Annotated in this window: 16 protein-coding genes; 9 read left to right on the top strand and 7 right to left on the bottom strand. The window is 37.7% G+C overall.

Going from position 1 to position 15,151, the window contains the following annotated elements; genetic code table 11:
* Positions 1 to 107 precede the first annotated feature (107 nt).
* Together rocD and BAQ46_RS02140 are read left to right on the top strand one after the other, a co-directional pair.
* Positions 108 to 1,298 (top strand): ornithine aminotransferase, encoded by a 1,191-nt coding sequence (gene rocD, locus BAQ46_RS02145; protein ID WP_000616655.1) that lies wholly within the window; start codon positions 108 to 110, stop codon positions 1,296 to 1,298.
* 110 nt (positions 1,299 to 1,408) lie between these two features.
* Positions 1,409 to 1,693, top strand: a complete 285-nt coding sequence (locus BAQ46_RS02140; RefSeq protein ID WP_000926868.1) for a hypothetical protein — start codon at positions 1,409 to 1,411, stop codon at positions 1,691 to 1,693.
* Positions 1,694 to 1,729: 36 nt separating this feature from the next.
* Here BAQ46_RS02140 and BAQ46_RS02135 read toward each other — a convergent pair whose 3' ends face one another.
* On the bottom strand, positions 1,730 to 2,632 hold the full coding sequence (locus tag BAQ46_RS02135; protein WP_000945298.1) for a fumarylacetoacetate hydrolase family protein: 903 nt from the start codon (positions 2,630 to 2,632) through the stop codon (positions 1,730 to 1,732).
* Positions 2,633 to 2,876: 244 nt separating this feature from the next.
* Here BAQ46_RS02135 and BAQ46_RS02130 point away from each other — a divergent pair, with 244 nt between their 5' ends.
* The 7 genes from BAQ46_RS02130 to gerPF all read left to right on the top strand — a co-directional run bounded on the left by BAQ46_RS02130 (position 2,877) and on the right by gerPF (position 5,138).
* Positions 2,877 to 3,056, top strand: a complete 180-nt coding sequence (locus BAQ46_RS02130; RefSeq protein WP_071729538.1) for an aspartyl-phosphate phosphatase Spo0E family protein — start codon at positions 2,877 to 2,879, stop codon at positions 3,054 to 3,056.
* A 96-nt stretch (positions 3,057 to 3,152) separates the two neighbouring features.
* Positions 3,153 to 3,374: a spore germination protein GerPA gene (gerPA, locus tag BAQ46_RS02125; protein ID WP_001111188.1), complete on the top strand. Its 222-nt coding sequence runs from the start codon at positions 3,153 to 3,155 to the stop codon at positions 3,372 to 3,374.
* Between the two features lie 14 nt (positions 3,375 to 3,388).
* Complete coding sequence (gene gerPB / locus BAQ46_RS02120) at positions 3,389 to 3,595, top strand: spore germination protein GerPB (RefSeq protein WP_001012508.1); 207 nt, start codon at positions 3,389 to 3,391, stop codon at positions 3,593 to 3,595.
* 67 nt (positions 3,596 to 3,662) lie between these two features.
* Positions 3,663 to 4,277: a spore germination protein GerPC gene (gene gerPC, locus BAQ46_RS02115; protein ID WP_001070747.1), complete on the top strand. Its 615-nt coding sequence runs from the start codon at positions 3,663 to 3,665 to the stop codon at positions 4,275 to 4,277.
* A gap of 6 nt (positions 4,278 to 4,283) precedes the next feature.
* Positions 4,284 to 4,478, top strand: coding sequence for a spore germination protein GerPD (gene gerPD / locus BAQ46_RS02110; RefSeq protein ID WP_001052802.1), 195 nt, complete (start codon positions 4,284 to 4,286; stop codon positions 4,476 to 4,478).
* 15 nt (positions 4,479 to 4,493) lie between these two features.
* On the top strand, positions 4,494 to 4,880 hold the full coding sequence (locus BAQ46_RS02105; protein ID WP_061131530.1) for a spore germination protein GerPE: 387 nt from the start codon (positions 4,494 to 4,496) through the stop codon (positions 4,878 to 4,880).
* Positions 4,881 to 4,922: 42 nt separating this feature from the next.
* Positions 4,923 to 5,138 (top strand): spore germination protein GerPF, encoded by a 216-nt coding sequence (gene gerPF, locus BAQ46_RS02100; RefSeq protein ID WP_001141566.1) that lies wholly within the window; start codon positions 4,923 to 4,925, stop codon positions 5,136 to 5,138.
* A 104-nt stretch (positions 5,139 to 5,242) separates the two neighbouring features.
* On the opposite strand, the gene BAQ46_RS02095 is transcribed toward gerPF, so the two are convergent.
* The 6 genes from BAQ46_RS02095 to BAQ46_RS02070 all read right to left on the bottom strand — a co-directional run bounded on the left by BAQ46_RS02095 (position 5,243) and on the right by BAQ46_RS02070 (position 15,013).
* Entirely contained in the window at positions 5,243 to 5,530 is a 288-nt protein-coding gene (locus tag BAQ46_RS02095; RefSeq protein ID WP_061131529.1) for an RNA polymerase alpha subunit C-terminal domain-containing protein, read from the bottom strand.
* Positions 5,531 to 5,542: 12 nt separating this feature from the next.
* Positions 5,543 to 9,268 carry a helicase-exonuclease AddAB subunit AddA gene (addA, locus tag BAQ46_RS02090; RefSeq protein WP_071741564.1) on the bottom strand — a complete coding sequence of 1,242 codons (3,726 nt, stop codon included), beginning with the start codon at positions 9,266 to 9,268 and terminating at the stop codon, positions 5,543 to 5,545.
* Positions 9,265 to 12,780 carry a helicase-exonuclease AddAB subunit AddB gene (addB, locus tag BAQ46_RS02085; protein ID WP_071741563.1) on the bottom strand — a complete coding sequence of 1,172 codons (3,516 nt, stop codon included), beginning with the start codon at positions 12,778 to 12,780 and terminating at the stop codon, positions 9,265 to 9,267. Before addB ends, addA begins: the two co-directional genes overlap by 4 nt.
* A gap of 116 nt (positions 12,781 to 12,896) precedes the next feature.
* Positions 12,897 to 13,460 carry a signal peptidase I gene (gene lepB / locus BAQ46_RS02080; RefSeq protein ID WP_000751900.1) on the bottom strand — a complete coding sequence of 188 codons (564 nt, stop codon included), beginning with the start codon at positions 13,458 to 13,460 and terminating at the stop codon, positions 12,897 to 12,899.
* A gap of 56 nt (positions 13,461 to 13,516) precedes the next feature.
* A complete protein-coding gene (locus tag BAQ46_RS02075; RefSeq protein WP_000347516.1) occupies positions 13,517 to 14,110 on the bottom strand; it encodes a TVP38/TMEM64 family protein in 594 nt (197 codons plus the stop codon).
* Positions 14,111 to 14,416: 306 nt separating this feature from the next.
* On the bottom strand, positions 14,417 to 15,013 hold the full coding sequence (locus BAQ46_RS02070) for a DUF4306 domain-containing protein (protein ID WP_071741562.1): 597 nt from the start codon (positions 15,011 to 15,013) through the stop codon (positions 14,417 to 14,419).
* Positions 15,014 to 15,151: the final 138 nt, after the last annotated feature.

Below are 15,151 nucleotides of genomic sequence, written 5' to 3'. Positions count from 1 at the left end.
ATAACATGTTCATTTATTTTCAGGAAATGTTTCGCTTTTTTACATTTAAATGCTATAATATTTAGAGTATTTACAAACTTCTTGTAATAACAAAAGGGGGAACAATCATGATTCAAACTAAGGATATTATCGAACTTACAGACACATACGGTGCAAATAACTATCACCCACTTCCAATCGTTATTTCTAAAGCAGAAGGCGTTTGGGTAGAAGATCCTGAAGGAAACCGCTATATGGACTTATTAAGTGCATATTCTGCAGTAAACCAAGGTCATCGTCACCCAAAAATTATTAACGCTTTAATTGACCAAGCTAATCGTGTTACGTTAACTTCTCGTGCTTTCCATAGCGATCAATTAGGTCCTTGGTACGAAAAAGTTGCGAAACTAACTAATAAAGAAATGGTACTTCCAATGAATACAGGTGCAGAAGCTGTTGAAACTGCAATTAAAACAGCTCGCCGCTGGGCTTATGATGTGAAGAAAGTAGAAGCAAACCGTGCTGAAATTATCGTTTGTGAAGATAACTTCCACGGACGTACGATGGGTGCTGTTTCTATGTCTTCAAACGAAGAGTACAAGCGCGGATTCGGTCCAATGCTTCCTGGCATCGTTGTAATTCCTTACGGTGATTTAGAAGCGTTAAAAGCTGCTATTACACCAAACACAGCTGCATTCATTTTAGAGCCAATCCAAGGTGAAGCAGGGATTAACATCCCCCCAGCTGGTTTCTTAAAAGAAGCTCTTGAAGTATGTAAAAAAGAAAACGTTTTATTCGTAGCAGATGAAATCCAAACTGGCTTAGGCCGTACTGGTAAAGTATTTGCTTGTGACTGGGACGGTGTAACTCCTGACATGTACATACTTGGTAAAGCGCTTGGCGGCGGCGTATTCCCAATCTCTTGCGTTGCAGCAAACCGCGACATTTTAGGGGTATTTGAGCCAGGTTCTCACGGTTCTACATTCGGTGGTAATCCACTTGCATGTGCTGTTTCTATCGCAGCTCTTGAAGTGTTAGAAGAAGAAAAATTAACAGAGCGTTCTCTTCAATTAGGTGAAAAATTAGTTGGACAATTAAAAGAAATCGATAACCCAATGATTACTGAAGTTCGCGGTAAAGGTTTATTTATCGGTATCGAATTAAACGAGCCAGCTCGCCCTTACTGTGAACAACTAAAAGCAGCTGGACTGTTATGTAAAGAAACACACGAAAACGTAATTCGTATCGCACCACCTCTAGTAATCTCTGAAGAAGATTTAGAGTGGGCATTCCAAAAAATTAAAGCTGTATTATCGTAATAATAGAGAGGTTGTCCTACATGTTGGGACAACCTCTTTCATTTTATATTGATTTATACTAAAATAAAATTGTAATTTTCTGTATTTTAAATTCATAAAGGAGGTGCGATATGTTATTAAGATACGGCAAACATATTAACTATTTAGCTACAACTTTTCTTTTAGTTACATTCTTTGGCTTCCTACTTTCCGTAACATCGCTTAGTCACTACTCAACTCCCACTACATTCACACTACTGAAAGCATCATTTTGGACTACTGTTATTCTTACTATCATTGGTTTTGGACGCGAAAAAAGCGCACTTACGGTTATACTATTTGGCATTTGTACACTTGCAGTCATTGGTCTTTACACTTTTTCCGTTATCGATTACCTCTATCACCCAAGACCATAGAAAAGAGCTATCTTATTAATAAGATAGCTCTTTTCTTCACTTCACTACATTTCGCAAAGTACCAATTCCTTCTACTGTAACAACTACTTCATCACCGGCATGCAAAAACTTCGGTGGTGTGAAACCTTTTCCAACACCAGCCGGGGTTCCTGTTGCGATAATATCTCCTGGTTCTAATGTCATTCCTTTACTTATCGTTGAAATGATTTCTTCTATTGAAAAAATCATTTTATTTGTATTTGAAGTTTGTCTTACTTCTCCATTTACTACCGTTTCAATGTGTAACGCATTTGGCGCACTAACCATCGATTTATGAATTAAATACGGTCCCATCGGACAAAATGTATCGAAACTTTTTCCAAGGAAAAATTGCTTATGCTTCCTTTGAATATCGCGAGCAGTTATATCATTTATAATGGTATAACCAAAAACATGCTCAAGCGCTTTTTCTTTTTTTATTTGTTTCCCTCGCTTACCAATGACGATAGCTAGTTCCCCTTCATAGTCTAATTCATTTGTTGCGTGGGGATGACTATTAATTTTTTCATCCATTCCAATCACTGTCGTTGGTGCTTTCGTAAAGATCATTATATTTTCTGGAATTGACTCTACGCCGCCCATTTCCATCGCATGCTCACGATAATTTTTTCCAACGCACAAAATATTCTTCCTTGGCCTTGGAATTGGTGCTAATATTTTCACCTCAGTTAACGGGTAATACGCCGTTCCTTCATTTTCCTTCGCCCAATTGACAATTTCACACATTTTTTCAACACATTCGGTTCCTCTTTCAATACATTCTAACATTGTAATAGGGATTGTAACCTTTTCTCCCTTTTGCCTTTGCGCTTCTCTTAAGTGCAATACCTTTTCTTCTTCTTCATCCACAATACCTACAAATACCTTTTCTTCTTTTTTCGCCGTTACCAAACGCAACATTTCCACTCTCCATCCTAAAACTCATACCTTTTAATTGTATTCGCATCCGTAAGAAAAAAACCTTCTCATACACGCTAATTTTTACAATATTCTTCTCATACCCTATTCGTTACTCCTTTATTATTTGGCATAAAATGTAGAAATTTTACTTTTTTTAGCGAACATATTTCTTTTTTATGGAATTTTCGTATAATATGTACTACATATATACTAAAAATTTCATTTAGAGATGGAGCCGATTTCAATGTTTGAGCAAGCGATTGAAAAAAAACGTGAAAAAATGATTTATTTTGCTGAACGCTATGGAATGACTTCTCAAAAAACAGTGGACTGCAGCCAAGAACTGGACAAACTCTTAAATGTAATTTGGCATGTACATACGGATGTTCACCCTAACCAAACACTCGACACGCACACACAATAACGTGTGTGTTTCTTTTATTTCAAAAAAACACACATTTTATTGAAAACGCCCATACAATAATAGAAAAGAAAATTTTAAAAACGAAAGGTGTTTTGTATGCCAGCTATGGTCGGACATATTCGTATCGTCAATATTGGATCAAGTGGTATTTTTCATATTGGAGATGTATTTGCGATTAGGCCTATTAGTTATTCACGCGCTTTCGCTGGGGCCGGCTCTTTTAACGTTGGAGATAACGTTTCTGTCTACAATTATCAAAGCGCAACGACTGTTAATGATTCAGATGTCGTTGATCAAGCGATAATTGGTTCAACTTAAAGGGGGCGATTGTATTGAATTTTTATGTAAACCAAAGCATCATCATTAACAGTATTAAAATTGATAGCATTACAACCTCTTCTGTATTCCAAATTGGTACTGCCGGAAGTATTAAAGCCCTATCTAAATTCTCAAATACTGGTGGATTTACAGAACCCCTTCGCCCATTACAGGCAAAAGGACAAATTATTTCTATCAAACCATCAACTAGTTCTTCTTAAGACATCCTTGTCATAAATATATAGTAGGAATATATTTACCCTCCCTATTGAAAAGGAGGTTTCACAAATGAATCAAGATATATATACTTACTTACACCAACTTCAACAAGCTCTTCAAGCACAACAAGCGACCATTCTTAACTTAGAAGATCAAGTTCGTCAATTACAAGAAGAGCTTAATGAATTAAAAAGTCGCCCCTCCTCTTCTATAGGAAAAGTGGAATATAAATTCGATCAATTAAAAGTAGAAAATTTAAATGGCACTTTAAATATTGGATTAAATCCATTTTCAACAAAAGGACAACAAATTGAGGATTTTCAAGTTGACACGGAAACTTTGAAGGTCAATCCTGAAACAGATACAAACCCAGACTTTTACCAAGGTATCCTTCAGGAAATGCATCGTTACTTAGATGAAGAAGCATATAATCGAATTCTCCATTTTGAACAAGAAGAGAGAACGCCGCTCGATGAAATGTATCGACAAATGATGGTTGACGACATAAAGAAACAGATGGAGCATAGACTTCCTTATTATTTATCACAAGCACAATCACATGAAGGGATTTCAACAGATCCAGATTATTTACGAGATATCATTATCCAAGCTATGAAACATGATATCGACAAAGCCTTCCTCTCTTTTATTCAACACATACCGGGCAATTTCCGAAAGGAGTAAGTATGTATGAACCTTAACGTTGTAAACCGCGAGTTCAAAGTCGGACAGATTAAAATGAACGGTGTATCGTCGTCCGCACTCTTTTTAATTGGGGATGCAAATTTCCTCATTCTATCTTCTATTCTTGATACGCCGTTTGAAACTGTTACAGAGGGTCCATTTGTGCCATTAGTAACAGATGTCCCTCCTACTCCAGGTTAAGGAGACTGAGAAATTATGTTACATCACGTGTCTATTGTCCAAAATGTTTCTATTGTTTCGTTAGGGATTGCTGCCGTATTTCAAGTTGGAGATGCCAATCAAATGGAATTAAAAAGTAGAGCTCTTGCCGTTCACCGGGAATTCCCTTGTTATATAAAAGACGAAGGTCGCTTAGATGCATTTGAAATCTTTACAGATGAACACATCACAATCCCAAAACGAACGACAGATGTAAATTTAAACATTGTAAATGAATGTCCTTTTATTGAAGTAAATAATGTTGAATTGCGCACACTTTTAAACTCTGGTGGATTTCAAATTGGAAATGTTGATTATGTTTTTAATAACTCTCGTATTATGCAAATTCGCCAATATATTACAGATGAACCTTCCGCACAATAATTCATATAGTAATTACAAAGTTTAGTAAAGTAGGTGGATGGTATGCCTTCTGTTGTTGGAAATCTCGTCGTGCAAAACAGTAATGGTTCTTTCAATTTAGGGGATTTTTATAACGTTTCTCCGAAAGAAAATACGAAAGCTTATAATGGATCTGGAGCTTCCAATGTTGGATTTGTCGTGAATACTTTTAACGGTGTTAGTGCAACAAATACGTTTGATTCTGATGTGGCGGATCAAGACCAGATTGGAACAGCTTAATCAAACAGTTACCCTGTAATTACTCTTTATAGGTAGATAGTAAAAGAGTCCATCTAACGTGATGGACTCTTTTCTATTTCTTCTAGAAGAGCATAGCACTCTTTTTATTTAAATGATAATCCTTGTTCCTCCAAAGCCTTTCTAAGCTTCGGCATCGACGCAGGTCCCATACCATGTAGTTTTAAAATTTCTTTCTCGCTATACTTTGAGAGTTCTTCTACAGTATGAATTCCATGATGCTCTAGCGCCCTTCTTGCTGGCGCTGAAAGAAGGGAAAGAAACCCTTCTTTTGGCGTTCTCTCTTTCTCACAGGTTGGGCAAGTTGGACAATCGCTACTTTTATAGTACTCATGTCCTTTTTCACACGTTCTTAACGTTTTTTCCGTTACCATTTGCAAGCCCCTCTATTCCTCAACTTTTATAACATGATTACCATCAAAGAAGTATAAACATTTCTCTTTCACAGGATGTTGTAAGCTTTTCTCAAGTGCCTTTGCATATAACGAAAGCTGGACTTTATATCGCTCTTCTAAAATTGGTTTCGCTTGATCAAATCCACCTGGGAACTTCCCTTCAATCGTATCCGTTTTAAAGTCGATTAAAGTAATACCATCTTCCTCTTCAATCATGCAGTCAATAACCCCTTGGACAAGAATGGATTCCCCGCTCTGCCCTTGCCAATCTTGATACGCTTCTTCTGCTGCAAGCATCATCGTAAATGGTACTTCACGCTCAACACTTTTCGCCGCTAATACCCTTTTACCTAGGTCACTATCAAAGAATGAAATTACTTTTTCAATCGCAATTTCTTCCGCCTGCTCGAATGTTAATAATTCTTTATTTACCATTCCAGCAATTTGCTCCCGAATCACTTCTTCTGTAATCGACTTCTTCAAATCAACATGCTGCATAACGGCATGTACTGCTGTTCCGCGCTCTGCATATGTTAATCCCTTTTTCTCCATAAAACGAGGACGTGTCCTAATTGGTGCACGTATTTTTTTAATAAAGGCATTATCGCTACCTTCTTCAGATTGATAATTTCTCTTTATTTCTGTAACAGATTGCTTCGCACGATGAGATGTCGCTTCCTCATATCCGTACTTCCACATTAATCTATCGTACACCTCTTCTTTCCGTTCACTTTGCAGGGGAACGGCCTTTTTCTCACGAAGTGCTTCTAACAATTCTTGTTTCTCTTCTTGAACCGGTTCTGGCGCGAGTAACGTGTTACCGTCAACAACTTCTACTTTCCAGCTAGTGTCATACCCATAAATTTCATCTGGAACACTTCCTTGTCCTAATTCAAGAAGTATTTCACTATCACGGTGCCTATATAATGAAGGTGCAATCCAGTCTAAGTAGCAAGACGCTCCGGCACGTATATGATCTGGTAATAACCATTCACTATGCTCTCTCGCATCCAGCCATTTTTCCATTTCCTTAGTTGCATCCTTAACCGTTCCAATTAAAATTAACTTCTCTTTTGCACGTGTTAACGCTACGTATAAGACGCGCATTTCTTCCGCGATTAATTCCATTTTCATTTTACGCTTAATTGCAAGTTGTGATAATGTCGTATATTTAATTCGTTTACGAGGATCGATAAATTGCGAACCAAAACCGAAGTCTTTATGCAGTAAGAAACGCTTCATTAAGTCTTGTGTATTAAAGCGACGACCAAGTCCAGCGACAAATACGACTGGAAACTCAAGTCCTTTACTTTTATGAATTGTCATAATGCGAACGACATCTTCTTGTTCACCTAAAGCTCTCGCCGTACCCATATCATCACCGCGTTCTAAAATACGCTCAATAAAGCGTAAGAAGCGGAATAGTCCTCTAAACGATGTTGCTTCATATTGTCTTGCACGGTCATATAGTACACGCAAGTTTGCTTGCCTTTGCTTTCCAGCTGGTAAACCACCGACAAAGTCATAATAACCTGTCTCACCGTACACTTTCCAAATTAAATCAGAAAGAGACTGTTGGCGCGCAAATTCACGCCATCCTTGTAATAAGTTATAGAACCACTCTAATTTATCATGTAGTTCTTTTTCTTCTTCAAGCGGTGCCCCTTTTAAGAATGAGCTCATTACTTCATAAAACGATCCTTTCTTCCCATGAGCACGAAGCGTTGCAAGTTCTTCATCATTTAATCCAACGATTGGGGAACGAAGTACTGCTGCAAGCGGAATATCTTGCATCGGATTATCAATAACGCGGAATACGTTCATCATAATATTTACTTCTGTCGCTTCAAAGTAACCAGTCGCAAGATCAGCGTATACTGGAATTCCTTGCAATTTTAACTCTTCCATAATTTGCGGTGCCCACGGCATGGAGCGAAGTAAAATAACGAAGTCGCGGTATTGTACAGGGCGCATACTATCCGTTTTACGATCATACACTTCATAACCTGAATCAACCATCGCTTTAATGCGCTGCGCCATAAGACGTGCTTCAAGCTGTGCTTTTTCTACTTCCGCACCTTCTTCACCGTCTATTACTTCTTCTTCTGTTTGCTGAATGCACAATAGTTCAGCTGCTACATCTTCACCTTCTGGATAGCTAGCACCTAGCTTTAATTCAGCGTCAGCATCGTAATCGATTTCCCCAACTTCTTCGCCCATAATTTGTTTGAAAATAAAGTTGGTACCCGCTAACACTTCATGACGACTACGGAAGTTTTTCGCTAAGTCAATTTTCATTCCGCCGCCTAATCCTTCTTGCGTGAAGCGTTTATACTTTCCTAAGAATAATCCTGGTTCTGCTAGTCGGAAACGATAAATCGACTGTTTCACGTCACCAACCATGAATAAGTTTCCTTCACTCTCAGAATCTTTCGTTACGAATTTAATAATTGATTCTTGTACGAAGTTCGTATCTTGATATTCATCGACTAATACTTCAGCAAATTTATTACGATATTGAAGCGCTACTGCTGATGGCTTCATTTCACCATTTTCACTTTGTTCACTTAAAATTTGTAAACAGAAATGCTCTAAATCTGTGAAATCGACCATTCCTTTATCTCGCTTCATCGCTTGGAAACGTTCTGTAAATACTTTTACGAGCTGAACAAGCTTTTCTAATACAGGATGCATATCTTGAAAATCTCGTAAGAAACTTTCAGGCTTACGGCTAAATAGCTCTTCTTGTAATTTTTTCACTTCATCTTTCGCTTTATTACGAAGGGAGTCTACTTGTTTTACAACATCCTCGTTGTAATCACTTTTCTTAATACGCTTTAACGTTTGCCACGATACGTTTTGCATCGCTTCATATACGCTTGTCCATGACTCACGAGCAGCTGATGATAACGTTCCAAGTAAAACTAAATCTGCTTGCAGGGTTTCAACACGGGGCGCTGGACCGTCAGGAAGCATTGCGAGTTCCGTTGCTTTACGAATATGCTGTTCCGCTGTTTCAAGCTGGAATTTCACATCTTCTAATAAGTAAGAGGCGTACACTAAATCTTCAATTGTCTTTCCTTCGACGTCATATGCTTCTACTAATTTATCGAGCCATTTTTCCGGATTTGGATGCGCTCTTGATTCTGTATGAAGCGCTAAAATCATACGTTGTAAATCATCGTCACTGCGGTCACTCGTATAACGATCAACGAGTTCAAAGAATATCGTATTATCTTCTATCCCATACTCTTCTTCTAATATGTCATCTAACACTTCTTCTTTTAACAATTCATTTTCTGTTTGATTCGCAATGCGGAAACGAGGATCAACATCAAGCATGTAATAGTATCCTCTAATAACTTGTAAACAAAATGAATGGATCGTTGAAATGGAAGCTTTATTTAATAAGCTCAGCTGCTTTCGGATGTGCTGAGAGCCAGGCTCATCAATTAATACTTTTTCTAATGCTTCCCCAATTCTGTTTTTCATCTCTTGCGCCGCTGCATTCGTAAATGTTACAACGAGCAGGCGGTCGACATCGACTGGATTCTCTTCATTAATAATCTTTTTAATAATACGTTCAACTAATACTGCTGTCTTACCTGATCCTGCTGCAGCCGCAACTAAAATATCACGCCCGTTCGCTACAACGGCTTTCCACTGGTCATCTGTCCACTGACTACCTTCTGGTTTTTTAGGCCAATTTTCTATCATTCTCCGCCAACCTCCTCTCTAATTTTCTCCATCGCTTCGCTATCTTTCATATCTTTTAGCGTACGGAATTGGTTATCTTCAAGTGATTCATCAAACTGACAAACAGATTTGAAGTTACAGAACGTACATGCCGCTTTATTCCCCTTTTTGTAAGGAGCAATATCAATAACGCCTTCTGTAATGTCTTTCCCGATATTTTCAAACGTATGGTGTACGTATTTTTGCAGGACGTTAAACTCTTGTTCACTGGCAATACTTGAACGCGCACTAAAACTACCGTCTTTTTTCAGACCAGCAGAAATAATATCAGAGCTTCCTGTTGAAAGTTTGTTATCCATTAAACGAACAACGTCAGCATCTCCTAGTACGAGACCTTTCATTTTGAATTTCTTTAAAATTTCCTTTTCAATTTCTGCTTCAGATGCGTCACCTTTTACCTCCACAATTGGGTTATGAATGTGGAAATACAATACACCAGCTGGTGATGCCGTGCCGCCTTTTTTCATCCACGTATGCGCATTTGAAGTAACAACATCTAAATACGTTAACATTTGAAGTGCTAATCCGTAATACACTTCCGTTAAGTCTAACGCTTTTGAGCTTGATTTATAGTCAATAATACGTAGGAATGTTCCCTTTTCATCTTCTGCCTTATCAACACGGTCAATACGGCCAACTACTTCCATCTTCACACCATTAGGTAAGGAGAATTCCATTGGCGGAAGTGATCCTGTACCGCCCATACCAAATGGCACTTCTAGATCAACTGGTACGAAACCGCTAGACTTCGCATGTTCACGAAGAATGATTGACGTACGGAAAATGATTTGTTGTAGTTTTTGTTTTAAATAGAAGTGACGGTTTGAACTTAATAAAATTTGTCTTTGTAATAACGGTGCAATCTCTTCTATTACTACAGTAGAAAGATGCTCACACTCTTTTATTGATAAATCCGCCCAAGTACGATTTTCACGTAATAGCCTATCTGCAATTCTCTTCAGCGCTGCATGGAAGAGCTCTCCGATATCTGGCGCATCAAGTTTGAAAATATCACGCTCTCTTAACGATAAACCGTGCTGCGCAAAATGAGCGTACGCACAACGGTTAAATAATTCCATACGAGAAACGCTTCCTTTTATTTTATCTCCGTATAAATCTCTACTTACAGCTGTACTTAGCTTTTGCGCACGATTTCGGTAGAATAAGCTTGATAATACGCGGCTACTTTTTTGCTTCCATTCATCTGAAGTAACGTAGAAATTATATACATCCCACCAAAAGTCTAAGTTGCCTTCAAATCCATATCGCTTCCACGTTTGAAGTTGCTGCATAACATATGACAACGTTACTTCTGGTGTTGCTACAAATGAAATTTGTTCCGAACGTGATAAATCATTTACGTCGTTCGTAATAAATGTATCTTTCACATCAGGGAACATTCTTTTTATTTTCTTAATAAAGCTAGAAGCAAGTAACGTCTTCCCTTCCTCATCTGCAAGCGGGCATGAAATGTATAATTTCTCAGTTGCTCTCGTTACCATTTGGTACATAACAAACTGTTCTTCTAATAAAGTTTGTCTCGTCGTTGGTGCGAGTTCGATACCTGCAGCGCTAAGAACATCTCTTTCTTCATCAGAAAGCATACCTTCATCCATCGGTGCTGCTGGAATCACACCTTCATTCACTCCAATGACGAATGTTGCTTTCACATTTGATAATCTAGAACGATCAATATTCGCAATTAACACTTGGTCTAATGACGGCGGAATGTTTGCGAATTGAAGCGCCTCAAGACCTGTCGACATAACGTCTGTGAACATAGAAAGTGACATTTTTTCTTCGCCAAGCATCTCAACGAACGTATCAAGAAGACTCATTACTTCTTCCCATACTTGTTCATGATCTGTCGCAAATAAGAAATCTCCGCTCTCTTCTGCACGAATACGTAATGCTTCTAATTTTTTCGGAACGTCAAGCTCTTCTAAAAATAAGTAAACAGCTTCGCACATTTGCATAACTGTTCCCGCGCGCTTCAGTCTTTTTTGCATACGAATAACAGGCGTTCTTACAACGTCACGCAATCGATTTATTTTCTCTTCCATTTCACGTTCACTGTCTGTAATCATCCCGTCCGTATCGTCAAGAGAACGATAGCGGCGATACATCCACGGATCTTCAGAAGTCCATCTTTTCCCTTGTACACCGTACGCTAAACAGTAGTTTTCAAACTCATCCATCTCTTCGCGCATCGTTTCTTTTCTTACGTCTAATGGATATAAAAGCTCTGTTTTCACGCAGCGAAATACTGCATCATAACGCCAATTCCCGCTAATAATCTCGAGTGCAGAACGAATGCATTCTACTAACGGATGATGTGACATCGGGCGTTTTTCATCGATAAAGTGCGGGATATTATAATCTGTAAATAGAGTCCGCATTACATCGTAATAACTTTCTCCGTTACGAAGAAGAACTGCAATATCTCGGTAACGATAGTTTTCATCTGCCACAAGTCTACGAATTTCACGAGCAACGCCTTCTACTTCAGCTCGTAAATTCGCGGCCGTATGAATCGTTACACTTGCTTCCCCGTTAAATTTCTCATTCGGACGCGCTTCATAATGAGCTTCTAAATGCGCTAATGCTGGAGAATGAAAACGCGGTTGTTCCATAAGCGGAATCGTTTTTTCAATTTCTATTTTCTCCTCACGCGCTACTTGTTTTATTTTTTCATACGTTAACGTCGTTTCATAAAATAAATCTAGTTCATTTACTGGCTGCGCTAACGTTTTTTCATCTATCGTTAATGTAATTGTCACTCTCGCACCGCAAATCATAAGCTGTCTTACAATTTCTAGTTCTTGCGGTGAAAACGAATGGAAACCATCTATATAAATTTCAGCTCCCTTTACATATTCAGACTGCGGAAGCTTTTCCACTAGCAATTGCAGATAGTCTTCTGAATCTAAGTACTTTCCGATTAAAGCACGTTCAAAATCATCATATAATAACTGTAAGTCATACACTTTATTCGCTAATAGCTTTTGTTCAGCACTGCTACTATGTGCATCTAATTGTTGCCACATTTCATATACGTTTGATGGCGTCACGTTATATCGTTTAAACTCCGCAATCATACTGCCAAGATGTTCAAAGAAACCATTTTGCTCCGCTGCTTTTTGGAATACCGATAATCCATCTTTACGAGACTCTACAATTTTACGAAGTAACATATGTACGCCCGCTTCATCAATGTGAAGACGACTCGCTCCGCCAACTTCTTGCAATACTTTCCACGCTAATCGTGAAAAACTAAAAACTTGTGCCCGAATAGAACCTCTAACATCCTCACTACCAATTAACGCCTGCTGCGTTTGGAATGTCATCTGTTCTGGCACAAGATATAATATTGTTTCCCCTCTTGGACGCTGCTTTAACTCTTCTTGCACTTCGTGTAAACAAAGTGTACTTTTTCCACTTCCCGCTCTACCAATCACAAATCGAAGTGACATGTAACCCCACCTTTCACTTACATAACGAACGTTAGTTTGCTACTATAATTGTATTATAGGACACGAAAAAAGACAAACGGAGTAGTTTGTCTTTTTCTATACTTCTACCTATTATATCAACCTTTTGAAAAATTCGTTTGCACCTCTTGAATTGGCCAATATCGTAAATCAACTTTACCGACAACTGTATCAGCTTTTACAAAACCAAAATGTCTACTATCCCAGCTCCCGAGGCGGTTATCACCTACTACAAAAATATATCCAGGTGGCACCGTTTTTTCCTTCGTTAACTCTTCTAGCGTAAAGTCACCTGTTAGTTGTCGTCCATTTATCTCTTTCTTATATTTCTCTAGATAAGGTTCATCCACGAATTGTCCGTTTATATATAGTTTATCATGCTTATATTCAATATGATCCCCAGGTAAACCGATAATTCGTTTTACGTAGTCCTCTTTTTTGTTCGCATGAAATACAACAACATCAAACCTATTCAAGTCCCCCACTTGATAACTCACCTTATTTACAACGAGCATATTGCCATCTTGCAATGTCGGCATCATTGATTTCCCCTCTACAACGTACGTTGAAAAGAAAAACGTTCGAAAAAATACAGCTAATAATACACCAATTAAAATTGTTCGTATCCACTCTATGCCTTCTTTTTTCAAAGTTTTCTTCATCCGCTTCTCCCCTTATCCATTAATAATGAAGCTTTCCTTTACAAAGAAGACTATTCTTAATGTAGTTCTAACTTTACTTCGATTTTCTTACCGACATACCATAAAATAAAAATACCAATTGCTACAATGACTGATTTCACCGGATTATGAATAAATGACATTAAATCATGACCGATATACGTTAAAATAAAAATCATCACAAGCTTTCCGAACGCGAGCGCAAGGCCAAACTGTTTTACACTAATGCGAGATAGACCAGCAACAACATTTATAAGCGCAGATGGTGTAAACGGAAAACAAAAGATGACGAAAATCGGTGCGAACCCTTTCCTTTCAATCCACCCCATTGCCTTTCGTACTTTCTCATGCTTATTCACAAAAGAAAAGAAACGACTTCGGCCAAAATGGCGGATTATGAAAAAAACAAGTAAGGCACCCATTACTGATCCAAGCCAAGAATAAAGAAAACCGAGCCAAAATCCAAATGCAACAGCATTCGCCAGTACAAATACGATAAGTGGCAATGCTGGAATTAGCGCCTCTATCATCGGTAACCCAATACCAAGAAGTGGTCCGAACGCTTTATAGCTTTCAACAATATGATCCATATTTTCTGGTGAAAAATACTCTTTGATCGTCTGAAAATCCATTCTACACTTTACCCCTTTACTCTAAGTACTACCTCTACTGTATCATTGCCTATATGAAAGAGGAAATGGTAGATACGACATATGGAGATGTAATTATTAAGTTTCCATATCTTTCATGAGAATTCCTTCATTATTATGCTATGATAATCTATCAATATTCGACAGGACGTGAAGTTATTTTAAATAACACGCGCCGATTATAGCTTAATGGTTACATTTTATGAGAAAGAAGAAAATGCAAAAAGTAATAATTAGTCTTTTTCATATAGGTAGCGACGGATGATTATTTTACCCTCAAACAATCCTCTAATGGCTAGTTCTTACAAGCAATTTTTTTAGCAAGCGTACACTGTCAATCACGATAAGTATTAACATATGTAAGAAAGATAGTATTAATAATGTACTCCGAATAGGTACCATTCGAAATTTGTATAAAAATTTATCAATCATATATATATCTTCTTCATTCGTTATAGTTGCAGGAGTGAAGATAAGATAATCTTTCCAGTTATCTATCCACGTTAAATTAACTGCGGAAAATTCCATCGTTCCTAACCACAAATAAAGAAAAATTGGTATAAGAATCATATATTGCAGGCTATGTAATATCTTTCTTTTCTTCTTACATTCAATAATTTGAAAGACAATAAGTGTCAGTACATACACGATTGACAGAAAACATACTATAGTGACAAACGGTTGAATTGAAAAAGCAAATAGCAATTTATCAATTTCACTAATTTGACTATAATCTGTCGTATTTTGAGGTGTGAAAACAAAATATTGTTTATCAGCGCCTATCATCAACTGACTACCAGTGAAACTAGTAAACACAAATGTAAGAAAAAATATAGGCAAAGCAAGAATATATTGCGCCCAAAATAACAGGTTCCTTTTCAACATACCATCTCCTTTTTATACAGGATGAAAAAAACATACTGTATGTTCACACTATAGTGAATATGTATAATTTTCCCATTATATTGTAATTATATATTATCTTGAACCCTTCGAGAACAAAAGTTTGTACATTCTCTCATT

The sequence above is a fragment of the Bacillus paranthracis genome, from assembly GCF_001883995.1.
GTDB classification, from domain to species: Bacteria; Bacillota; Bacilli; order Bacillales; family Bacillaceae_G; genus Bacillus_A; species Bacillus_A paranthracis.
The sequence above is the reverse complement of the archived record's forward strand: the minus strand, read 5'-3'. Positions and strand labels throughout refer to the sequence as shown.

Excerpts from the sequence above, each read along its gene's own strand:
- rocD (WP_000616655.1), top strand. The coding sequence starts at position 108 with ATGATTCAAACTAAGGATATTATCGAACTTACAGACACATACGGTGCA.
- BAQ46_RS02140 (WP_000926868.1), top strand. The coding sequence starts at position 1,409 with ATGTTATTAAGATACGGCAAACATATTAACTATTTAGCTACAACTTTT.
- BAQ46_RS02135 (WP_000945298.1), bottom strand. The coding sequence starts at position 2,632 with ATGTTGCGTTTGGTAACGGCGAAAAAAGAAGAAAAGGTATTTGTAGGT.
- BAQ46_RS02130 (WP_071729538.1), top strand. The coding sequence starts at position 2,877 with ATGTTTGAGCAAGCGATTGAAAAAAAACGTGAAAAAATGATTTATTTT.
- gerPA (WP_001111188.1), top strand. The coding sequence starts at position 3,153 with ATGCCAGCTATGGTCGGACATATTCGTATCGTCAATATTGGATCAAGT.
- gerPC (WP_001070747.1), top strand. The coding sequence starts at position 3,663 with ATGAATCAAGATATATATACTTACTTACACCAACTTCAACAAGCTCTT.
- gerPD (WP_001052802.1), top strand. The coding sequence starts at position 4,284 with ATGAACCTTAACGTTGTAAACCGCGAGTTCAAAGTCGGACAGATTAAA.
- BAQ46_RS02105 (WP_061131530.1), top strand. The coding sequence starts at position 4,494 with ATGTTACATCACGTGTCTATTGTCCAAAATGTTTCTATTGTTTCGTTA.
- gerPF (WP_001141566.1), top strand. The coding sequence starts at position 4,923 with ATGCCTTCTGTTGTTGGAAATCTCGTCGTGCAAAACAGTAATGGTTCT.
- BAQ46_RS02095 (WP_061131529.1), bottom strand. The coding sequence starts at position 5,530 with ATGGTAACGGAAAAAACGTTAAGAACGTGTGAAAAAGGACATGAGTAC.
- addA (WP_071741564.1), bottom strand. The coding sequence starts at position 9,268 with ATGATAGAAAATTGGCCTAAAAAACCAGAAGGTAGTCAGTGGACAGAT.
- addB (WP_071741563.1), bottom strand. The coding sequence starts at position 12,780 with ATGTCACTTCGATTTGTGATTGGTAGAGCGGGAAGTGGAAAAAGTACA.
- lepB (WP_000751900.1), bottom strand. The coding sequence starts at position 13,460 with ATGAAGAAAACTTTGAAAAAAGAAGGCATAGAGTGGATACGAACAATT.
- BAQ46_RS02075 (WP_000347516.1), bottom strand. The coding sequence starts at position 14,110 with ATGGATTTTCAGACGATCAAAGAGTATTTTTCACCAGAAAATATGGAT.
- BAQ46_RS02070 (WP_071741562.1), bottom strand. The coding sequence starts at position 15,013 with ATGTTGAAAAGGAACCTGTTATTTTGGGCGCAATATATTCTTGCTTTG.